Here is a 19,212-nt window from a genome sequence, read left to right as displayed (position 1 = left end):
GTCCCGCCGCCGGCGGTCCGCTCCCGGAAGCGACGCAGCATCTCCTTGGCCCCTCGCCGCGCGGCCACGTCGGCGACCACGGCTGACATCAGCGGGGCCGTGCGCCGCCGGGCCAGCAGCAGCCTTTGGTTGACGACGGGTTCGGGGCGCCAGTGATGCTTGTAGGGCTCGTTGCCGCGCAGCAGGCTCAGCGTGCCCAGCCCGCCGTCCCCCGTGTGCTGGGTGCACGCGTCGAGGAGCATCACCGCCACGTCCGCCTTGCGTTCCCGCAGGCGCGGATGGGCTCCGTACAGGTAGCCGCCCGCGAGCCGCCGCGACAGCAGTGTCAGGTCCACGGCCACCACGTCGCCGTCGAGCCGGAACTCGGTGACCACCGCGTCGCCGGAGCTCACCATCGGCCCCACGGAGCGCACCAGGTGCTCGCAGAAGCGGGTCTGCAGGTGCTCCTGCGTCACGTTCCGGCCCTGCCACTGCAGCCGGTGCAGTTCGAGCAGCCGCTGCAGCGCCGCGCCCACCTGGTCCGGCGCCACGACGTGCCGCTCCACGCCGAGCGACCCCAGCTTGCGCAGCTTGGCCCGGACCCGCTGGGCCTTGCTGGACGGCAGCCGGGACAGCAGTTCGTTCATGGGCACGGCGGGCAGCTCCAGGCACAGCGAGTCCGGCATCCGCCGGCGCGGCCCGCTCCAGCGGTCGTAGACGTACTCGACCGCACCGCCCGGCCGCACCTCACGGAAGTCGATCAGCGCGGTGCGGGCGGCCGCCGACAGTGCCTCGGCGAGCGCGATGGCCGCCCGGTCCGCCCGCTCGTCGTCGATGAGGACGTCCCCGTAGTCGGAGATCGCCCCGCCGAGCGGTACGAGCGTGGGCACCGGTCCGCGCCGGAGCATCAGGGGCGCGGCGGCCACGAGTTCGGCCCCCTCCCGCACGAGCACCAGCCGCAGCCGGCCGGGCCTGCCGTACGACAGCCACCACGAGTGCAGCCAGGCGTGGGTCTGGAACGGGGTGGCCGCAGCGCACCGCTCGTACAGCCGTCCCCAGTCCGCGGCCACCTCGGCGAAAGCGCGCCCGTCGGTGACGAGCTGCGTCGTGTACGCCGCCGTCACAGCTGCCCGCGCACGTCGGCGGCGGTGGCCGGGCCGGGCACCGAGGCGGGGCGGGCGGTGTCGTCGTCCTCGGGCCGCCTCGGCCGTACGAGCAGCGCCAGACCGCCCAGCAGGCCGCCCGCGCTCGTGCCGACCAGACCGGTCACCATCGGTGACGCGGACGTCGGCTCCGTCGGCCGCACCGCCCGGGAGAACTGGATGAGTTCGACGTGGGTGCTGCCCTTGGTCTCGTTCGCGTGCCGGGTCAGCGCACGGGTGACCGCGTTGGCCATGTCGGAGGCGAGGCCGGGGCGCGGGGAGGTGGCCGAGACGGCGATCATCGGCGCGTCCGGCGAGGTGGCCGCCCGCACGCTCCGCTGCAGCGTCCGGACCGGCACACCCACCGACGACTGCGCGTCCCCGAGCACCGCGAGCTGCGTGGCGGTGCGGCCGTACGCCTGTGCGAAGCCGAGCGCGGAGGCCGGGTCGGACTTCTCGGTCGGTACGGCGACGACATAGCTGGTCGCTGTGTACGTCGGGGCCCGGAGCGCACCGTAGGCGACGCCGAGCAGGCCGCCGACGAGCGCGCCGGCCGCGAGCAGCGACCAGGGCCGCAGAAGGGCCGCGCGGGCCAGGCGGCCGGGCTGCCGGCGGTGTCGAGTGGGGTTGTCGGTCATCAGGAACTGGCCTTCTGGGGTGAGGGGGTCGATGAGCTGGACAGCGCTGCCGCGTACACGTCCATGAGCCGGGCGGCGCTGCGGGAGATGCTGTAGCGGTGGGCGGCCTCCGGGGCCGTACGCGGCCGCGGGCCGGCCGCGCGCACTCCGGCCACGGCACGGGCGTACGCCTCGGGGCCGCCGCGCACGCGCCGGGCGCCGGCGGTGGCCTGCGGGGGCAGGTCCTCGATCGCCGGGCAGGAGGCGTAGAGCACGGGCAGGCCGGATGCCAGGGCCTCCACCGCCGCCAGACCGAAGGACTCCTCCGGGGACGGCGAGGCGAGGAGGTCCATGGCGAAGGTGAGCGAGGGCAGGTCGGGGCCGGGGGAGCCGTCGGGGACGTAGGGGCGCTCGCCGGTGAACAGGACACGGTCGGCCACGCCCGCCTCGTGGGCCGTACGGCGCAGGACGCTCTCCTCCGGGCCGCCGCCGACCAGCAACAACCAGTGGTCCTCCGGAAGTTGGGCCATCGCCCGGACGAGGACGTCGAAGCGCTTGCCCGCGATGAGCCGGCCGATCCCCCCGACGACGTAGGCGTCCTCCGGCAGGCCGAGGCGCCGGCGGGTGTGGTGGCGCCGGGACAGGTCGAAGCGGAAACGGGCCAGGTCGATGCCGTTGGGGACGACCTCGATGCGTGGGGCGGGTACGCCCCAGCGTCTGAGGTGGTCGGCGACCGCGGGGGAGACGGCGACCGTGGCGGAGCCGAGGCGTTCGCTGGCCAGGTAGAGCGCGCGCACGCCCGCCGTCAGCTTCCGGCCCTCCAACTGGGACGCGCCGAGGGAGTGTTCGGTGGCGACCACGGCCCTGACGCCGGCGAGGCGGGCGGCGAACCGGCCGTAGACGCAGGCGCGATAGAGGTGGGTGTGCACCAGGTCGTAGCCGCCCCCGCGGATCAGGCGGGTCAGGCGGGGGAGCGCGGACACGTCGCGGTTGCCGCCCATGCCGAGGTGGTGCACCCGGACGCCGTCGGCGAGCAGCCCGTCGGCGACGGCGCCCGGGTTGGTGAGGGTCACCACCTCGCAGTCGACGGTGAGGTGGCGCAGCAGCAGGCGGAGTTGTTGTTCGGCGCCGCCGACACCGAGACCGGTGATGATGTGCAGGGCCCTCATGTCACACGCCCTTCACGGGGCGCCGTCGCAGCCGGTGCAGCTTGTGCTTGAGGTGCAGCCGCCAGGCCGTGTCGTTCTGGCCGATGTGCAGACGGGGCAGGGCGTGCGGGCCGGTCAGGGGGCCGGGGTCGATGGCGCAGGCGTAGGCGTACCCGGCTTCCCGTACGGCGGTGACGGCGCGCCGGTCGATCGTGCCGTACGGGTAGCAGAAGCCGTCGACCGGAGCGCCGATCAGCTCCGCCAGCTGTGCCCTGCTGTCGGCGACCTCGGCCTTCAGGGTGACGTCGTCGGCCCGGGTGAGATCGACGTGCGTCAGCCCGTGCGACCCGATCTCCACGCCCTCGGCGGCCGCCCGCCGGATGCCGTCCGCGGTCAGCAGCGGCTTGCGCGGGCCGAGCGGGTCCCAGGCGTTGACGCCGCCGAGCCGTCCGGGCAGGACGAAGAGGGTGGCACCGCAGTTCCAGTGGCGCAGCACCGGAAGAGCGTGGGTGAGGAAGTCGACGTATCCGTCGTCGAAGGTGAGACCGACCAGGCGCCGCCCCTCGCCCCGTGCCCGGGCGGCGAACAGGTCGCGCAGGGACACACCGCGCAGCCCGCGCCGGTGCAGCCAGGCCAGCTGCCGCTCCAGCCGCTCGGGTGTGACCGTGATGCGGTACGGGTCGTCGGAGCAGTCGCCCACGGAGTGGTACATCGCCACCCACGGGACCGGACCGGGACGCGCCCCGTGGCGTCTGCCGGTGCCGACGGATTCAACTGGAGCGGCCATGCCTCAGCCTTCGGGTGATGGTACGTACGGAACGAAGCGCGGAGATGCAGCCCTGGGCGCCCAGGGCCCTTCCGAGCAGGAGGAAGACGGCGGTCACGGTCACGCAGCCGACCGCGAGGCCGGCCACCGGGGACTCCGGCGCGCTCGCGGCGAACGCCCCCGCCGCCGTCGCGACCGTCGCCGCCCGTACCGGCCTGCTCAGTTCGGACAGCACCTGCCGGGTACGGATCGGGAGCCCGCGTGGACGGCTGTGCCGCCCGGCTCGACCACGGCGCGCCACGGCCCATGCCGAGGCGAGCGTGCTCTGCCCTGCGGGTTTTCGAGCTGCCCGCGCGCTCTTGAGGCGGGCGCGCCCCTCCGGCTGCTGTGTGAGACCGGCGAGCAGCAGTGCGGCCGTGACGGTGATGCCGACGGCGTTGGCGGCGGCGATCCCCGACACGCCCCAGAAGCCCACGGTGACCGCCCCGATCCAGGAGGTCGCGACGACACCCGCGGTCATGGCGCCGATCGGATACCAGGTGGGCCGACCCGCCGAGAAGTACGAGCGGACCAGGATCCCCACCAGGGTCTGGCCGAGCAGCCCGAGGGCGTACACGCGCATGACGCTCGCGGTCACCACCGTGTCCTGCGCGGTGAACGCACCCCGCTGGAACAGGATGGCGATGATCTGAGGGGCGCAGGCGACCACCGTGGCCGTACCCAGGAGCACCAGGCAGGAAGCCAGCGCCAAGTCCCGTTCCACGCGGGCGCGGGCCCGTTCGGTGTCGCCGTCGGCGAGCGCCTGCGCCACCACCGGGTAGGTGACGGTGCACAGCATCAGCGAGAGCGTCATCGGGATCTGGGCGACCTTCTGCGCGTAGTTGAGGTGCGAGATGGCCCCGGCGGGAAGGGTGGAGGCGAGGAAGCGTTCGATCAGGACCTGGGACTGGCGACACATGGCGAAGAGGAGAACGGTGCTGATCAGGGCGAGATTCATCGGGCGCACCTCGACCGCGGCACCGCCGGCGGTCGAAGGATGGCTCCTCAACTGCCGCCAGAGCGAGGGGAGTTGGGCCGCCACCATCAGACAGCCGCCCACCGCCACCCCGGCCGCCGCCGCGCGCACCCCCCAGCGCCCGCCGAGCAGGAACATCGTGGCGATGATGCCGGCGTTGTAGGCCACGTAGATCGTCGCGGGCGCCAGGAAGCGACGGTGCGCCCGCAGGGCCGCGCTGCAGTACCCGGCGAGCCCGAAGCTCAGGACACAGGTCGCCGTCAGCCGGGTGCAGTCGACGGCGAGGCGGGGGTCGGGCAGGCCGGGTGCCAGAACCTTGACCAGGTAGGGAGCACCGCCGATGATCAGCGCGGACACGGCGACGAAGGCGAGGGACAGGCGGGGCAGGGTGCCGGCGACCAGGGAGCGGACCGGGTCGCCGGAAACCCCCTGGGCGCGCCGGGCCAGGGCCAGACTGAACGCCGGGATCAACGCGATGGCCAGCCCGTCCTCGATGAGCAGCGTGGCGGCGAACTCCGGCACGGTCCACGCGACCAGAAAGGCGTCCGTCTCGCGGCCCGCCCCGAAGAGCTGGGCCAGTGCCTGGTCCCGCACCAGGCCGAGCAGCGCCCCGGCGACCGACAGTGAGGCCGTGATCAGGGTGGCCTTGGCGAGGAACTTCCGGGTGACCGCGGTGAGGCCGGTGCCGTCCACGGCCCGCTCGGCGGGCCGCGCCGCGGGCACGGCCGCTGTGTCGGTCCCGTGACCGGGAGCCCGCGGAGTCCGCGGCGGCGTCACGGTCATCGCGCCACGGCCTCCTCCGCGCGCACGCGCACCTGAGCCGGCGTCACGGCCTCGCCGTCCCCGGCCAGCGCCCACCACGCGACCAGTCCGAAGCACACCGCGGTCAGCACGGTGGACGGGCCGCCGATGTCGGCGTACACGAAGTCGACGAGCAGCCACACCAGCAACCCGCAGGCGATGAGCGCGCAGTCGAGGCCGTGCGCCCCCGACGCGCGTGTCCGCACCAGCGCCCGCAGCCCGCAGACCAGCAGCGCCAGCCAGCTCCCGGCGAGTGCCAGCAACCCGATCAGGCCCTGCTCGCTCAGCACCAGCAGATACATGCAGTGCGGCGACAGCAGCGGCTGCCTGCGGTACGCGGCCCCCGCGCCCTCGGTGTCGCTGCCCGAGGACAGCGTCGGCGAGGCGTACGCGTCCCGGTACTCGGGGAAGCCCTTCAGCCCGACGCCGGTCAGCGGGTGGTCGCGCCAGATGTCGGTCGCGGCCGCCCACATCGTGTACCGGTCGACGACGGACTGGTCGGGGGCGTCGGTGACCCGCGTGATGCTGTCGACCCGCTGCTGCAGCATGGCCGTGCCGACACCGAAGCCGCCCACCAGCACCACACCCGCGGCGGCCACGGCCGCGCCCACCTTGAGCGCGCGCCGCATCCCGGCCAGCGCCAGCTGCACCCCGCAGGTCAGGGCCGTCGCGATCCACGCGCCCCGGCTGAAGGACAGCGCGAGCGGCAGCAGCAGCGCCAGCGCGCACGCGAAAGCGGCTCCCCGCTGTCGTGGGGACGTCCGCCCGAGCGCGAGAGCGAGCGCGCACACCAGGCCGATGCCGACCACCGTCGCCATGCCCATCACGTCCTGCGGCCCGAACGTGCCGACGGCCCGGATCTGCTCGCCCTGATAGGAGGCGCCGGTCCGGGTGACGTACTGGTGCACTCCGACGGACCCCTGCCAGAGCGCGAGCCCCACGAACGACCAGGCCAGCAGCCGGAAGTCGCCCCGGTCACGGATCAGCAGCAGGACCGCCGCCGGGACGAGCACGAAGACCTGCAGATACCGGCTCAGCCCGGCGAGACCGGCCCCGGGCGTGTACGCCCCCAGGGCGGCGAGGGTCAGTCCGACGACCGGCAAGCCCAGCACCACGGCGGCGCTGGGCGACAAGGGGCGCCGCCGGTCCCGTACGAGGCGGACCGCGCAGTACAGCACCACGCACCCGGACACCGCGTCGGCCGGACCCGGACCGCCCTCGCCGCTCGGAGCGAGCGGCAGCGCCAGCAGGGCGAGCACGGCCACCACGGGCAGCACCGGCGTCAGGACGGTGCCCCGGCGCGTGAACGCCATCAGGACGAGGCTCACTGCTGTCAGCTCCCCGTCCGGCGCACGAGTGTGCCCGCGGTGCGCAACAGGATGCACACGTCCTGCCACAGCGACCAGTTGTCGATGTAGACGTTGTCGAACCGGCAGCGGTCCTCGATGGACGTGTCGCCGCGCAGCCCTTGGACCTGGGCGAGGCCGGTGATACCGGTCCGCATGCGGTGGCGGGCCGCGTAGCCGGGATAGGTACGGCTGAACTGCCCGACGAAGTACGGGCGTTCGGGCCGCGGCCCGACCAGGCTCATGTCGCCCCGGAGCACGTTCCACAGTTGCAGCAGCTCGTCGAGCGAGGTGCGCCGCAGCATGCGGCAGAACCCGCGCATCTCGTGTTCGTTCGCCACGCTCCACCGGGTCGCCGCCTCGTGCTGGTCGACGGGGCGGTGGGTGCGGAACTTCAGCAGCGTGAACGGCTTTCCGTCCTTGCCGATGCGCTCCTGCCGGAACACCACGCCCGGCCCGTCACTGATCCGCAGCGCCACCCCGCACACCAGCAACAGAGGGCTGACCAGCAGCAACAGCACCCCCGACACGAGGACATCCAACGCTCGCTTGCCCGCGTCGGCGCAGCGCGCGGCGGACCTGTCCAGACGCCGACAGGAGAACCCGGCCAGCCGCTCCTCCGTCGCGTACGACGGAGACTCCGCGTCGACCTCCCACACCACGCAGCCCCACTCGGCCAGTGCGCGCAGCAGCGGTCCCTGCTCGGCCCGTACGGAGGGGTGGACGGCCAGCACCGCCCGCACGCCGTTCTGGACGACGGCCCGCTCGACCTCCTCACTCGTCGTCAGCACCGGCAGGCCCTCGGTGTCGTTCTGCCGTTCGGACACGATCCCGACCGGCCGTACCCCGCACTGCGGGTGCCGCAGCACGGCGGCGGCCACGCGCTGTGCGGTCGCCGCCGGGCCGATGACGAGCGCGGTGCGCGGATTGCGCAGCAGCACGGCGCGCCACCCCGTGTGCACGGTGCCGCGCAGCGCGCAACTCGCCGCCACGTGCACGGCGAAGCCCATCAGCAGGGTGCGGGCGGACAGCGCGTGGTCCGGCCGGTAGGCCGCCACGAGCGCGGCGAGCGCCAGCCAGGCCACCGCTGTCCGGCCGCAGAGGGCGGGAAGTTCGTCGAGGACGCCCGGCACCGGCGGGCACGCGCGGCGCGGGCGCAGTAGCAGCGCCGTGGCCACCAGCAGGGCCGGCAGCAGGGGGTGGAGCTGGTTTCCGGTCAGTATCAGGGCACCCAGCAGTGCGGCCGTGCCGTCCGCGACGAGAAGGGGCACCGGCGAGACCGACCACGCGGGCGGCCTGCGGAGGGGAAACCGGGCCCCTGGGGCGGTGCCGCGGGGCGGCACGACCGAGACGGGCGAGAATCTGTGATCCCGGGGATGTGTGCCGGGGGAGGAGACGGTGCTTTCCGCGGTCACGAGTGGACGGGCTCCCTATGATCCGTGGGCGCTGACGCGTGGTGCGGGCCGCAGGCCGATCAGGTGGCGGTAGACGTCCGCAACCGCCTCGGCGGTGTGCCGCACGTCGTGTGAGGACAGGACGTACCGAAATCCCTGGTGGCCGAGCGACTCGCGCAGCGGCAGGTCGAGCAGCAGTGCGGCGACGGCCCCGGCCAGCAGCTCCGGGTTCTCGGGCGGGACCAGGCAGTGGGGGGCGTGCGAGGGAGGAAGGCTCTCGCGGGCACCGTCGACGTCCGTGACCACCACCGGCCGTCCGCAGGCCATCGCCTCCAGCGGGGCCAGCGCCATGCCCTCCCAACGGGACGGCAGAACGACGAGATCGGCGGCCTGGTACCAGGGGGCGGCGTCGGAGACGGCCCCCGCGAACAGCACGGACCTCGGCGCGCACGCCCGCAGCCGGTCGCGGTCCGGTCCGTCGCCGACCAGGACGAGGCGAGCGCCGGGCACCCTGCGGGCGACGGTGCTCCACGCTTCCAGCAGGACGTCCTGGCCCTTCTGCCGGCACAACCGCCCCACGCAGACGACGAGCGGTGCGTCGGGAGCGACCCCACGCAACGGCCTCAGCCCGGCCCGCACGGCGCCGGTGGGGGCGGGGTGGAAGCGCTGCAGGTCGACACCGTTGGGGATGACGCTCCACCGCGCACCGATCCCGGCGCGCACGCCGGTCGTGCGCTCTGCCTCACTCACGCACACCACCCGCGAGGCCCAACGCGCCCCCCACCGTTCCCACGCCAGCGCGAGCGCCGAGGTGGCCCCGCCGACGGCCTCGAACGACCAGGCGTGCGGCTGGAACACGGTGGGGATCCGCCCCCGCACGGCGAGCCGCCCGGCGAGCCCGGCCTTCGCGCTGTGCGCGTGCACCAGATGAGGGCGCACCTCATCGATCACGCGTGCGAGGTGTCGTACCTCCCGGACGAGCGACGGCCCCGGTGAGCGCGTCGCCTGCCAGTGCCGTACGGCCGCGCCCAGGGGCCGCAGCCCGGTGGCGAGCGCGCCGCCGGGACAGGCCACGGTGACGGCCAGACCGGCCGCGAGCTGCGCCCGTACCAGGTCCGTCACGACGCGGGCGACTCCGGCGTCCACGGGCTGGGTGACGTGAAGGACCCGCGGGCGAGAGTTTGTTGATGACAGATGCATGCGCGATGTCCTCGCTCACGGTGACGCTCGGGACGGGAGGGAACAGGCCTCACTGCTGGGCGTCGACGGCGACGAACAGCACGCCGGCCCATGCCGTGTCCCGCTGGGAGACGAGGCGGAAGGCCAGCTGGTCGCCGCCGTGTCGCAGACCTGTTCCGAGATCGAACACATCGGAGTCGTAGCCGAGGGTGTGGGCGTACGCCGGCACACGCAGCGGCTGGTCCGCCCCCGGTTGGCTGATCGTGGAGTTCAGGACGTCGTCACGGGGATTGAGCGGGTTGGCGAGGGCGGTCACCCCGGTGCGCAGGGGCGGACGGGCGGCGCGGGTGCGGGTCGTCGTGAGGGTGAGGGTGTCGCCGGTCGCGCTGCGGTCGCCGTCGTACGTCACCAGGCCCGCGCGGCCGCCCGCGCCCGCGGGGAAGCGCAGTTTGCCCAGCCGGATCTCCTGCCCCGCACCCGGGGTCAGCACGTCGAAGCCGTCCCAGACGGCGAGGTGCCGCAACGGCTGCGCCGGGTTCTCGTACGCCACCACCAGCGTCCAGCCACCCCACGCACCGGCCGCCGACTTCCCCATCGCCACGTTGACCTGCGCCACGGTGTACAGACCCGGCCCGCTCTCCCGGACGAGCCGTGTGACGTTCGCCGAGGCCTGGAAGGCCTGCGCCCCGTGCGCCACGCGGTGGCCGACGACCGTGTCCGCGAGGACCTCCCTGTACGCCCCGCCCGGTTCGGCGACCAGCACCCGCCCGTTGTCCTTGGGCGGCTTCTGCTCGCCGACGCGCAGGTTGCCGCCCCAGTACAGCCGTGCGTAGCTGACCCGTGAACCCTTGGGCAGACGGACCTCCGCACGGGAGGAGTTGTAGGTGTTCGGGTCCTTGTCGACGTCGACGTAGGTCATGTCGAAGTCGCTGTTCACCCCGCTCCCGCCCCCGCGTGCGGCCGGGCAGGAGTGCGCCGTCGACGCCAGGGTTCCGTGCACCGCCCGTGGCATACGGCAGCTGATGGAGACGTTGGCCGCGCGGGCGATGCCGCCGTGCTGGACCGCGTGATACCGCTGGGCGAACGCGAGTCGGCCCGCCTCCGGCGACGGCGGCGCGGCAGGCGCGACCGCCAGGGCACCGGAGGGAGCCCAGATCCCGGCGAGGGCGAGGGCACCCACCGTTGCACGGCGTAGGAGGGGAGCCAGGGAATTGCGCATGACGGGCGTTGCCCTTTCGGAAAAGGTTGCGGTGTCAGGGGGCAGCACGAAGGGTGCGGCGTCAGGGGCAGCGCGAAGGCGGTTGCATGCTGAAGGCCGCGTCGGGAGGTGCGCAACTCTAGCCGTTGTCAGACTTAATCCCCTGAAACGGGGCAAGTGTGTCGGATTCGTGAAGCCGGTGCGTTCCTGAGGCGACCGCAGGGCGGCCGAGTCCCCTGAGTCAAACAGCAGTCACCAGGTCCGAGCCGGACGCCCCGGGCTTTTCAGTCTTATGGGGGACAGCGCACCCCCAACTCCCGTACCCCGCCGGGGGTGCCGTCTGCCGGCCGCCCCGGACGAGGCGACGTCGTCGGCGGTCCGCCCGCGCCGGCGCCACGGCTGTTTCTTTCGCCTCTTTCTCATACCGCGTCCTCACCCTTTCAGAGTCATATCCTTCAGAGGTCTCATATGAGGACTCGGCAATTCTCTGCACACGGGTTTCCGGACCGGCCGACGCTCGTTGTGCACGGCGTAGAAATCCCTCCGGCCACTCATGTCGCCGAAGAAAGGAACACCATGAAGTCTGTGAAGGCTGTTGCTGTCATCGCCGGGTCCCTGGTCATCGCCGGTGTCACCGCGCCCGCGTTCGCCCAGAGCGTCAACGACACGGGGCGCAAGACCCTCGACAACGCGGTGAGCACCCTCAACAACGGCCCCGTCCACGTGGCGCCGCTGGAGCAGTCGGACACGCTCTCCGTCAAGGAGAAGAAGGCGTCGCTGCTGAAGGCCGTGGACCGCGTGTCCTCCGACCTGAGCAAGCGCCCCCCGCTGAAGGGCGGTCTGTCGCTGTAGCGCTGAGAACTTCCCCGGCCGTGATGCCCGCCGTTTCCTGACCCGGCGTTTCCGGCATTTTCCGGTGGTGCTCCGAAGAGGCCGATTCCGCGTCGTGCGGAGTCGGCCTTTTGCGGGGGCCGTGGCCCTCGAGCGACCTCTCTCGGGCGCACGGAATCCAGTAGTCGGCGGCTGCGGGTGACATCACGGACGAGGGGCCCTGGAGAATCCCTCGTTCGAGTGGTCGGGTTGACGGCGCGTCATCCGGTCGAGTGACAGAACGTCCGTGTGTCTGCTGACTCGTCTTAGGATGCCGCGGTGACCTCAAACCCCACCGAAACGCACCTTTTGCGAGCCGGCGATCCGGGCCCGCTCGTCGACAACCCCACCGAGGCGACCGGTCGCAGGCGGGTGCTGCGGGGGCTGTTCGCGTCGGCGGCCGGGGTGGCGCTCGCGCCGGTCCTGGCGGCGTCGAGGTCGGCCGGGCCCGAGGAGGCGCGGTTCGACGAGACGTATCGCGGACGGAGCATCGTCGGCATCAGAGACGATGCCGGGCGGTCGGGGAACGACGTCTCCGGCACGTGGCACGTCACCGTGGACGGGCGGCCACTGCATCTGATGCGTCGCGCGGACGGCACCTGGATGACCATGGTCGACCACTACCAGTCGTATCCGACACCGCTTGCCGCGGCGCGCGCGGCCGTGGACGAACTCGGCCCCACCACGCGGTTGGGCCCGTCACGCGGAAGCGGCAGCCGCAGGGACGACAGCGGTACGCCGAGCGGCGGCCCGGGAACCGAGGGGGGTCACCGCCATGGTGTACACGCGTAAGAACGTCAGCACGCTCACCCCGTCCGAGCGGCGCCGGCTCGTGGCCGCGCTGATCGAGGTCAAACGCCGCGGCGAGTACGACGAGTTCGTGCGCATGCACATCCAGTACTACCTCCCCGACGGCGAGAGCGGCTTGCGGGCGGCCCACATGGCACCCTCCTTCCTGCCCTGGCACCGCAGGTTCCTCCTGGGCATGGAGCGGGCGCTGCGTCGCGTGGACGAGTCGGTGACGGTGCCGTACTGGGACTGGACACGCGACCGCACCTCGACGGCCGTACCGTGGACCGATGACCTGCTCGGCGGCACCGGGCGGGCTTCCGACCGGCAGGTCATGACCGGCCCCTTCGCCTATCGCCATGGCCAGTGGACCATCAAGGAGGGGTTCACCGACGCCGAGTACCTCATGCGTGACCTGGGCCGCGCCCGGGACCCGATCGCCCTGCCGACGGCCGGGGATCTGGAGAAGGCCCTCGCCGATCCGGTCTACGACACGGCCCCCTGGAACTCCACGTCCACCAGAGGCTTCCGCAACAAGCTGGAGGGGTGGGGGCGAGGGCGCGGCGCGGTGTCGTGGCTCAACCACAACCGGGTCCACCGATGGGTCGGCGGTCACATGGTGGGCGGCGCCTCCGTCAACGACCCCGCCTTCTGGATGCACCACGCCTTCGTCGACCTCGTGTGGTCCCGCTGGCAGCGCCGGCACCGGGACGCGCGCTACCTCCCCGGGAAGCCGCTCGCCCGGGGGGATGCCCAGCACGGCCGGGTCATCGCACGGGACGAGAAGATGCCGCCCTGGGGCGCGACCCCGGCGGAACTGGAGGACCACAGCCACATCTATCGGTACGAGTAGCCGCGCTTCTGGCGCGTTCGCGCCCCGGGCTGCTCGGCCACTGTGGCCGCAGAGCTCGGGGAGTGGCGCTCAGCGCGGCTGTCGGTGCGCCGCGACGAAGTCGGTGAGTGTCGCGATGGACTGCAGACTGTCCAGGCTCAGGTCCAGGGCGGCCACGTCGACGCCGTACCGCTTGTCGACGGCGCCCAGGAGGGTCACGCCGGCCAGCGAGGTGAGGCCGATCTCCGGGCCGAACAGCTCGGTGTCGGCGGGGAGTTGCGCGACCACGGCGGTGTCCAGGCGGGCGGCCTCGGCGATCATCGACCGGAGCTCCCGTTCCACCGTTGCCCGGTCTTCGGGGGAGGAGAGGGGGGAGTCCGTCACGCTTCGGCGTCCTTTCGGGCGGATTCTCGGGTGGATTCTCGGGTGGAGACGTGCAGCCAGTCGGGGGGCTTCGGCAGGTCGCCGTGGAGGGTCCGGGCCAGGACCGCCGATTCCGCGCCGGCGTCGCCGGTGTCCTCCGTACGGCGCAGCCCCGCCTGGCGCAGCAGGATCCGCATCTCCAGGTTGGCGTCGGTCGGGCGCAGGGTCACCCGGAACTCCTCGGCGCCCGCGTCGCGGGCCCGCTCCATCAGCCAGAACAGGAAGGCCGCCGCGGCGCCCCGGCCGGCGACCCGGCAGGAGAGTGCCAGCAGTGGCACCGACCAGGTGCCCGGGGTGCTCCGGTCGACCAGTGCGGCCCCGATGATGCCGTACGCGCCGAAGCGGTCGGCCATCCGGGCGGTGTACAGCTCGTGCCCGTCCGAGGCGGCCAGCGCGCGCAGCCGCTCCGGGCTCAGGCCGGAGGAGTTCAGACGGTGGGTGCGGGCGGCGAGCTCCAGCGCGCGGGGAACCTCGTCCGGTACGGCCGCGCCGAGGGTGAGCCGCATCTCGCACCAGCGCAGGAACTCCTCCCGCGTCCCCTGGAAACGCTCGCCCAAGGCCCGGCGGGTCTCCTCGGTGCGATAGCGGTTGACCCGCTCGCGCGACTCGGGAGTGACCTCCCGGCCCTCGAACGCCGCCAGCAGCGCGGGCACGTCCTCGGGGGCGAGGGTGCGGACGCCCGGCAGCAGGGCCTCGACCTCGGCGCGCTCGTACGGCGAGTCGTCGACCAGGACCAGCGCCTCCACGGCGATCCCGAGGTCCTTGGCGATCCTGCGCAGCGACTCGCTCTTGTCCTGCCAGGACACCTGCGGCGCGAGGAAGCGCTCACGCAGCTCCGGTACGGCGGTCAGCCGGTCGAGGACCGCGGGCGCGCTGCGGCTCGCGAGGCTGCTGAGCACACCGCGGGCCGCCAGCGCGTCGATCACGGCGAGCATCTCGGGCCGGGGTGTGGGCAGGTAGTCGGTGGGCGACTCCACGGCGATCTCGTCCCACAGCGTGCCGTCCAGGTCCCAGACGACGCACTTGACCCGGTCGGGATCGAAGCCGGTCACCCCGGTCACCCCGGTCATCGGGAGCCCTCCTCCGGGAGGCGCAGCTTCATCGTCAGGGTGGCGGGGTCGAAGCCGAACTTGCGGTAGACCGTGCGCATCGGGACGTTGCCGACGTGGACGCGGCCGACGACTTCCGTGATGCCGTTCGCCACGCAGAACTCCAGGCCCGCGGTGAGGAGCAGCTCGGCGATGTCGCCGCGGTTGTCCAGGGGGGCGACCGCGAGAGAGCGGAAGTTGGCGTAGCGGTCGCCGGTCATCTGGTTCTGGTTGATGCTCACCCAGCACCAGCCGGCCGCCTCCTCGCCCGGGCGGTGGGCGACGATCATGCCCTCCTTCGACTTCTCCATGGCACGGCCCACCCGGGACGCGTGCCGGGCGGGGTCGTCGACGGCGTCCTCGCCGAAGGAGATACGGGCGATCTCGGCCTCGAACTCGCCGATGGCCGGGAGGTCGCGCTCGTCGGCCTGACGGGTGGAGTAGGGCGCCGCCCGCTTTTCCAGAGCCGCGCGGTCGTCGGGGGTCGGGAGGTGCCAGCCGGGTTGCTGGGGGGCCGGGGAGGTGGGCGCGGGGGCCGGTGCCGGTGCGGACGCGGGTGCCGGAACGAGGGCCGGGGCCGGTGTGGTGGGGGCGGCCGGGGTCTCGGGTTCCTCCGCCGGGACCAGGCGGCCCGGGCGGAAGGGGCCCTCGCCGCACTGGGGGCAGCCGTCGGCGCGCAGGGCGGCGACCGAGGTCCAGCGGGCGCCAGGGCCGACCCGGACCTGGGTGCCGCAGGCCACGCACGCGTACTCGCGCTGCCGGGTGCGCTTGTCGCCGGTGTAGAGCGGCCCGCCGTAGTCGCCCTGGCGGGAGGTGGTCGAGCTGGTGGTGAGGAGGTGCTGGAAGAAGCCGACCCCGCCGAGGATGCCGCTGCCCTCGTACTCGTTGAAGTTGCGGATATAGCCGTTGGTGACCAGGCCGAGGGCCATGATCTCGCGCTGGACCTCGAGCATCTCGTCGGGGCTCTTGCCGCCGAAGGAGAAGAAGACGCTGTGCGCGGGGCCGGGGCGCAGGCCCTCCACGGCGCGCGACAGGAACAGGCGGGCGCCCTCCGGGGTGTAGGGCGGGTCCGTCATCGCCACGTCGAAGCCGTCGCGCAACTCGGCGGGCAGCGGCCGGCGCAGGTCGTGCTCGACCGTCTCGACACGGGTGCCGAGGCCGGCCGACACCTTCCTGATGTAGGCGAGGATCTCGGGCGAGATGTCCACGACGGTCACCCGCTCGACGATCGGGGCGCCGAGGACGTCGCCCACGACGGCGACGGCCAGGGAGATCAGGTCGTCGTCGCCGACCAGCAGGAGGGAGCCGCCCGGCAGCGCGCCCGACGCGAGCAGCGCGAGGACCCGGCGCACCTTGGTCTCGGGCGTGCAGTGGGACTGGTCGATGGCCATGTCGGCGGCGGGCCCCGACTCCATGACGGCGCGCAGCCGCCGCACGGCCTCGTCCAGCACGGAGGGGATGACCAGCTCGCGGCCGTCGCAGGTGGTGCAGGTGGCGTCGAGGCTGAGGTCCATGCCCAGCTGGGCGACGACGTCCAGACCGGCCGGAGTCAGTCGGGAGGGGCGCTCCTTGGTGAGCAGGTCCCGGCGGCGCAGCTCGTTGCCCACGGCGGCCACGATCGGGACGGGCAGGCCGGTGGCGCGGCTGATGTCCTTCGTGGAGGCGGGAGCCAGGCGGCGCAGGGCGCGAAGGACGGACCGCACTCCGGGCGGGCCCTCCTGGAGCCGGACGGCGTCCGCGACTTCCGTGAGCACGTGATCGGCTGTGGTACTCCGACGGTGTCGAGGCGCGTTTTTCACAATGCTGCTCCGGGCGGGCGGTATGGAATCCAGGAGTATCGAGTATACGGGCTGGCGGGGTGTCGACTCGACTCGGTGCGGGAGCGGTGAATCAGAAAGGGGAGGAGAGAGCTGAGGAGGGGGATGGGGGAGGGATTTCGGAAAAGGTTCCTCCTCGATTGTTCCGGGATATCCAGTGAATTTACTCCGGAATGTACGGCCGGAATGTCCGGAGCGAGGGGAAGGGGCGGGGGCGGCCCCCTTGACGCCGTGCACACGCGAGCCCTCGAGCGTCCAGGATGCTACGCTGGGCAACACCGAGCGCCGGTTTTCGGCCTCGAAACCTTCCGCTTCGGCCGCTCGGACCAGCGCAGATCTATGTGAAAGGAGACGGGGGCAGCGGTTCGCGCCCCCCGGTTCCCCATGACCAACTCCGCCAGCCTCGCCACCGAGGGAATAAACGTCGACGATTTGTGCTCCTACGCCGTCGACGTGTGGGTGAGCGACCACAGCATCCTGACCGACGAACAGCGCCTCCTCCAGGTGCTGCGTACGGCTGCCGAAAAGGGGAACGCCCAGGTTCTCGGTGAAGCCTCGCACGTTTTCCCCAATGGTGCCGTCACCGCCATTCTGCTGCTTTCCGCGTCTCATCTGAGCATTCACACCTGGCCGGAATTCAGCCTGGCCAACGTCGATCTGCTGGCGTACGGCCGGCTGAACGGCGAGCGGATGATGCAGAGCGTGGAGCTCGGCCTGTCGCCGACGAAGATCAACGTGACGCGCATGCTGCGCGCGGTGCACTGATTCACCGAGTCGTCGGCACCGTCTTCCGCGGGGTCGCCACCGCCCCGGTCACCACCACCCCGATCACAACCACCCCGACAGGGACGTGACGAACGCGTCGAAATGGTTCCGGTGGATGGCGTGCGGTGCCGCGGGCACCGTACGCACCTCGAAACCGCGTCGCACCAGTTCCGCCCTCATCTCCGTGCTGACGAGCAGGCTCGGATCTGAGGCCTGGACCAGGGAACGCACCAGGGCCTTCTTCGGGGTGTGGTCGACGAGCCGGTAGGAGGAGAGCGCGAGGGCGCTGTTCTCGTCCCAGGAGTCGAGGGCCTGGCGTTCGGCGGCGATCCGTGCGGTTTCCCGGGCGCTGAGCTGTGCGGCGTCCGTGGTCCGGTCGGCCGCTGGTCGGTCGCCCGTGGGCCGGTCGCCCGTCGGCCGGTTGTGCCTCGGCCGGTCGTCCGTCGGTGGGGTCGTGCTGGTCGCCGGTGGGGCGGCCGCCGGGCGGGCGTTCTCCGGAGGGCGGGAGAAGCTCCTCAGCAGGCGGGGAGAGCGCTTGAAGAGCGTGAAGAGGGCCGGGTCCAGGGTGCCCTGGGAGCCGGACAGCCGCCAGGCCGGTTCCGAATAGACCGCTCGGTCAGGCGCCAGTTCTTCCACTGCCAGGGCCAGGGCCAGTGCGCCCAGCGAATGCCCCAGCGCCAGTTCGGGGCGGCGCGGGAGCGTCTCCAGCAGGTCCTCGGCGAAGAGCTGCGGCGCGTACGCCCCGCGGGCGCTGGCTCCGTGCCCGCGCAGGTCCACGGCGAGGACGCGGTAGCCCCTGTCCGTCAGGACCGGGACCAGTTCGTGCCAGGTGCGATGGTCGGCCATGATGCCGTGGACGAGGACGGCGAGACGCTCACCCGTCCCCCACTCCTGTGTGTGCAGGCGCATCCGGCTGCTTCCCCTGTCTGTCGTCTGAGCGGTCGTCGGTGAGCGGTCGTCGCGTGAGCGGTCGCTCGTGCGAGGTGTCGTTCGGGGCGAGGTGCGGTTCGGGCGAGGTGTGGTTCGGGGCGAGGTGCGGTTCGGGCGAGGTGTGGTTCGGGGCGAGGTCCTGCGGGGCGAGCAGGAGTGTAGGGCGTGGGCCGATCATCGATCAGGGTGAGGCATGTGACAGGGCGACATGCGGTGCAGGTGTGGTGGGCGCGTCGGGCCGACGGGCACGCGGGGCTCCTGCGGCTGCTCGATCCCGTGGAGCGCGCCCGGTACGAGGCGACCGCCGACTACGCCAACAGGGGGCGATTTCTGGTCGGTTGTGCACTCAGCCGTCTCGCCCTGGGGGAACTCCTCGGCCTGCCTCCCGCCGACGTCCCCCTGCGCCGCGTGTGCCCGCGCTGCGGCGGCCCGCACGGCAAGGCGGAACTGGCGGTGCCGCAGGCGTCCGAGTACGCCGGCGTCGACTTCTCCGTCACCCACAGCGGTGAGGTGATCGGGGTGGCCGTCTGCCGTGGCGCGGCGGTCGGCCTCGACGTCGAGGAGAACGCCGTGCGCCTCGACCTCGACACGGCGGCGCCGAGCGCCCTCACCGACACCGAACTGACGGCCCTGTACGCCCGCCCGTCCGGCGAGCGACGCTCCGCCTTCCTGCGCACCTGGACACGCAAGGAGGCCGTACTGAAGGCGCTTGGTGTGGGCCTGCGCGTGCCGCTCCGAGGACTGGAGGTGTCCGCTCCGGATGCTCCGCCGGCCGTGCTCGCCTGGCCGGATCAGCTCGCCGCGCGGCCCGAACTGGCCATGGCGGACATGATCGTTGACGGGGTGCATCCGGCATCGGCCGTGGTCGTGGGGGTGAGCGGAGTGCGGCTCGATCAGCGGGACGCGTCGGCCGCGGTGGCGGCGTACGACCCGGGAAGGTGACGGCGACCGGGTGAATGAGTCTGGGCGCCCCCGGCAGGACTCGAACCTGCGGCCAAGCGCTTAGAAGGCGCCTGCTCTATCCACTGAGCTACGGGGGCCGGGTGTGGTGGCCTCGTACGTGGTGCCCGGGTGTGGGCTGATCCGTGACGTTGCCGGGGACAAGGATAGGGC

The 19,212-nt window shown here is 72.6% G+C and carries 16 protein-coding genes, 1 tRNA gene and 2 pseudogenes; 5 read left to right on the top strand and 14 right to left on the bottom strand.

The features are described from left to right. Positions 1-5 precede the first annotated feature (5 nt). The 9 genes and pseudogenes from IE263_RS34960 to IE263_RS34920 all read right to left on the bottom strand — a co-directional run. Positions 6-1,103: pseudogene (locus tag IE263_RS34960) on the bottom strand (GNAT family N-acetyltransferase); the annotation flags it as partial. After that, positions 1,100-1,759, bottom strand: a complete 660-nt coding sequence (locus IE263_RS34955; protein ID WP_189942053.1) for a YveK family protein — start codon at positions 1,757-1,759, stop codon at positions 1,100-1,102. The gene IE263_RS34955 and the pseudogene IE263_RS34960, both read right to left, overlap by 4 nt. Further along, positions 1,759-2,907: a glycosyltransferase gene (locus tag IE263_RS34950; RefSeq protein WP_189942052.1), complete on the bottom strand. Its 1,149-nt coding sequence runs from the start codon at positions 2,905-2,907 to the stop codon at positions 1,759-1,761. Before IE263_RS34950 ends, IE263_RS34955 begins: the two co-directional genes overlap by 1 nt. Position 2,908: 1 nt before the next feature. Then, positions 2,909-3,673 carry a polysaccharide deacetylase family protein gene (locus IE263_RS34945; protein ID WP_189942051.1) on the bottom strand — a complete coding sequence of 255 codons (765 nt, stop codon included), beginning with the start codon at positions 3,671-3,673 and terminating at the stop codon, positions 2,909-2,911. Then, positions 3,657-5,450 carry a murein biosynthesis integral membrane protein MurJ gene (gene murJ / locus IE263_RS34940; protein WP_189942050.1) on the bottom strand — a complete coding sequence of 598 codons (1,794 nt, stop codon included), beginning with the start codon at positions 5,448-5,450 and terminating at the stop codon, positions 3,657-3,659. Before murJ ends, IE263_RS34945 begins: the two co-directional genes overlap by 17 nt. Then, positions 5,447-6,781 (bottom strand): O-antigen ligase family protein, encoded by a 1,335-nt coding sequence (locus tag IE263_RS34935; RefSeq protein ID WP_189942102.1) that lies wholly within the window; start codon positions 6,779-6,781, stop codon positions 5,447-5,449. The genes murJ and IE263_RS34935 overlap by 4 nt, the downstream gene beginning before the upstream one ends. A 20-nt stretch (positions 6,782-6,801) precedes the next feature. Then, the gene (locus tag IE263_RS34930; RefSeq protein ID WP_189942049.1) at positions 6,802-8,229 is read right to left on the bottom strand and encodes an exopolysaccharide biosynthesis polyprenyl glycosylphosphotransferase; all 1,428 of its coding nucleotides are present in this window, start codon (positions 8,227-8,229) and stop codon (positions 6,802-6,804) included. Next, a pseudogene (locus IE263_RS34925) lies at positions 8,226-9,408 on the bottom strand (glycosyltransferase). Before IE263_RS34925 ends, IE263_RS34930 begins: the two are co-directional and overlap by 4 nt. Before the next feature lie 49 nt (positions 9,409-9,457). Beyond that, complete coding sequence (locus tag IE263_RS34920; protein ID WP_189942047.1) at positions 9,458-10,606, bottom strand: DUF3344 domain-containing protein; 1,149 nt, start codon at positions 10,604-10,606, stop codon at positions 9,458-9,460. A 555-nt stretch (positions 10,607-11,161) separates the two neighbouring features. Here IE263_RS34920 and IE263_RS34915 point away from each other — a divergent pair. From IE263_RS34915 to IE263_RS34905, 3 genes are all read left to right on the top strand, one after another. Then, entirely contained in the window at positions 11,162-11,437 is a 276-nt protein-coding gene (locus IE263_RS34915) for a hypothetical protein (protein ID WP_189942046.1), read from the top strand. 297 nt (positions 11,438-11,734) lie between these two features. Further along, a complete protein-coding gene (locus tag IE263_RS34910; protein ID WP_373312176.1) occupies positions 11,735-12,247 on the top strand; it encodes a tyrosinase family oxidase copper chaperone in 513 nt (170 codons plus the stop codon). After that, positions 12,231-13,097, top strand: a complete 867-nt coding sequence (locus IE263_RS34905; protein ID WP_189942045.1) for a tyrosinase family protein — start codon at positions 12,231-12,233, stop codon at positions 13,095-13,097. Before IE263_RS34910 ends, IE263_RS34905 begins: the two co-directional genes overlap by 17 nt. 69 nt (positions 13,098-13,166) lie before the next feature. Here IE263_RS34905 and IE263_RS34900 read toward each other — a convergent pair whose 3' ends face one another. Genes IE263_RS34900 through IE263_RS34890 form a run of 3 tightly spaced genes read right to left on the bottom strand, consistent with a single transcriptional unit; the run spans position 13,167 to position 16,341 of the window. Then, entirely contained in the window at positions 13,167-13,460 is a 294-nt protein-coding gene (locus tag IE263_RS34900; protein WP_189942044.1) for an acyl carrier protein, read from the bottom strand. Next, a complete protein-coding gene (locus IE263_RS34895; protein ID WP_229911332.1) occupies positions 13,457-14,569 on the bottom strand; it encodes an HAD-IIIC family phosphatase in 1,113 nt (370 codons plus the stop codon). Before IE263_RS34895 ends, IE263_RS34900 begins: the two co-directional genes overlap by 4 nt. Further along, positions 14,566-16,341, bottom strand: coding sequence for a GNAT family N-acetyltransferase (locus tag IE263_RS34890; RefSeq protein WP_189942043.1), 1,776 nt, complete (start codon positions 16,339-16,341; stop codon positions 14,566-14,568). The genes IE263_RS34895 and IE263_RS34890 overlap by 4 nt, the downstream gene beginning before the upstream one ends. Before the next feature lie 447 nt (positions 16,342-16,788). Here IE263_RS34890 and IE263_RS34885 point away from each other — a divergent pair, with 447 nt between their 5' ends. Beyond that, complete coding sequence (locus IE263_RS34885; RefSeq protein ID WP_189942042.1) at positions 16,789-17,169, top strand: S-adenosylmethionine decarboxylase family protein; 381 nt, start codon at positions 16,789-16,791, stop codon at positions 17,167-17,169. Between the two features lie 63 nt (positions 17,170-17,232). Here IE263_RS34885 and IE263_RS34880 read toward each other — a convergent pair whose 3' ends face one another. Next, positions 17,233-18,078: an alpha/beta fold hydrolase gene (locus IE263_RS34880; protein WP_189942041.1), complete on the bottom strand. Its 846-nt coding sequence runs from the start codon at positions 18,076-18,078 to the stop codon at positions 17,233-17,235. Positions 18,079-18,294: 216 nt separating this feature from the next. On the opposite strand from IE263_RS34880, the gene IE263_RS34875 reads away from it, so the two are divergent. After that, positions 18,295-19,041: a 4'-phosphopantetheinyl transferase family protein gene (locus IE263_RS34875; RefSeq protein ID WP_229911331.1), complete on the top strand. Its 747-nt coding sequence runs from the start codon at positions 18,295-18,297 to the stop codon at positions 19,039-19,041. A gap of 25 nt (positions 19,042-19,066) precedes the next feature. On the opposite strand, the gene IE263_RS34870 is transcribed toward IE263_RS34875, so the two are convergent. Next, positions 19,067-19,139 (bottom strand) — tRNA-Arg (locus tag IE263_RS34870). Between the last annotated feature and the right edge of the window lie 73 nt (positions 19,140-19,212).

Origin of the sequence: Streptomyces aurantiogriseus (assembly GCF_014649375.1) — a bacterium.
Lineage (GTDB): Bacteria > Actinomycetota > Actinomycetes > Streptomycetales > Streptomycetaceae > Streptomyces > Streptomyces aurantiogriseus.
The sequence above is the reverse complement of the archived record's forward strand: the minus strand, read 5'-3'. Positions and strand labels throughout refer to the sequence as shown.

Bases quoted from the DNA above. Each gene is read 5' to 3' on its own strand.
- IE263_RS34955 (WP_189942053.1), bottom strand. From the start codon at position 1,759: ATGACCGACAACCCCACTCGACACCGCCGGCAGCCCGGCCGCCTGGCC.
- IE263_RS34950 (WP_189942052.1), bottom strand. From the start codon at position 2,907: ATGAGGGCCCTGCACATCATCACCGGTCTCGGTGTCGGCGGCGCCGAA.
- IE263_RS34945 (WP_189942051.1), bottom strand. From the start codon at position 3,673: ATGGCCGCTCCAGTTGAATCCGTCGGCACCGGCAGACGCCACGGGGCG.
- murJ (WP_189942050.1), bottom strand. From the start codon at position 5,450: ATGACCGTGACGCCGCCGCGGACTCCGCGGGCTCCCGGTCACGGGACC.
- IE263_RS34935 (WP_189942102.1), bottom strand. From the start codon at position 6,781: ATGGCGTTCACGCGCCGGGGCACCGTCCTGACGCCGGTGCTGCCCGTG.
- IE263_RS34920 (WP_189942047.1), bottom strand. From the start codon at position 10,606: ATGCGCAATTCCCTGGCTCCCCTCCTACGCCGTGCAACGGTGGGTGCC.
- IE263_RS34915 (WP_189942046.1), top strand. From the start codon at position 11,162: ATGAAGTCTGTGAAGGCTGTTGCTGTCATCGCCGGGTCCCTGGTCATC.
- IE263_RS34905 (WP_189942045.1), top strand. From the start codon at position 12,231: ATGGTGTACACGCGTAAGAACGTCAGCACGCTCACCCCGTCCGAGCGG.
- IE263_RS34895 (WP_229911332.1), bottom strand. From the start codon at position 14,569: ATGACCGGGGTGACCGGGGTGACCGGCTTCGATCCCGACCGGGTCAAG.
- IE263_RS34885 (WP_189942042.1), top strand. From the start codon at position 16,789: ATGACCAACTCCGCCAGCCTCGCCACCGAGGGAATAAACGTCGACGAT.
- IE263_RS34880 (WP_189942041.1), bottom strand. From the start codon at position 18,078: ATGCGCCTGCACACACAGGAGTGGGGGACGGGTGAGCGTCTCGCCGTC.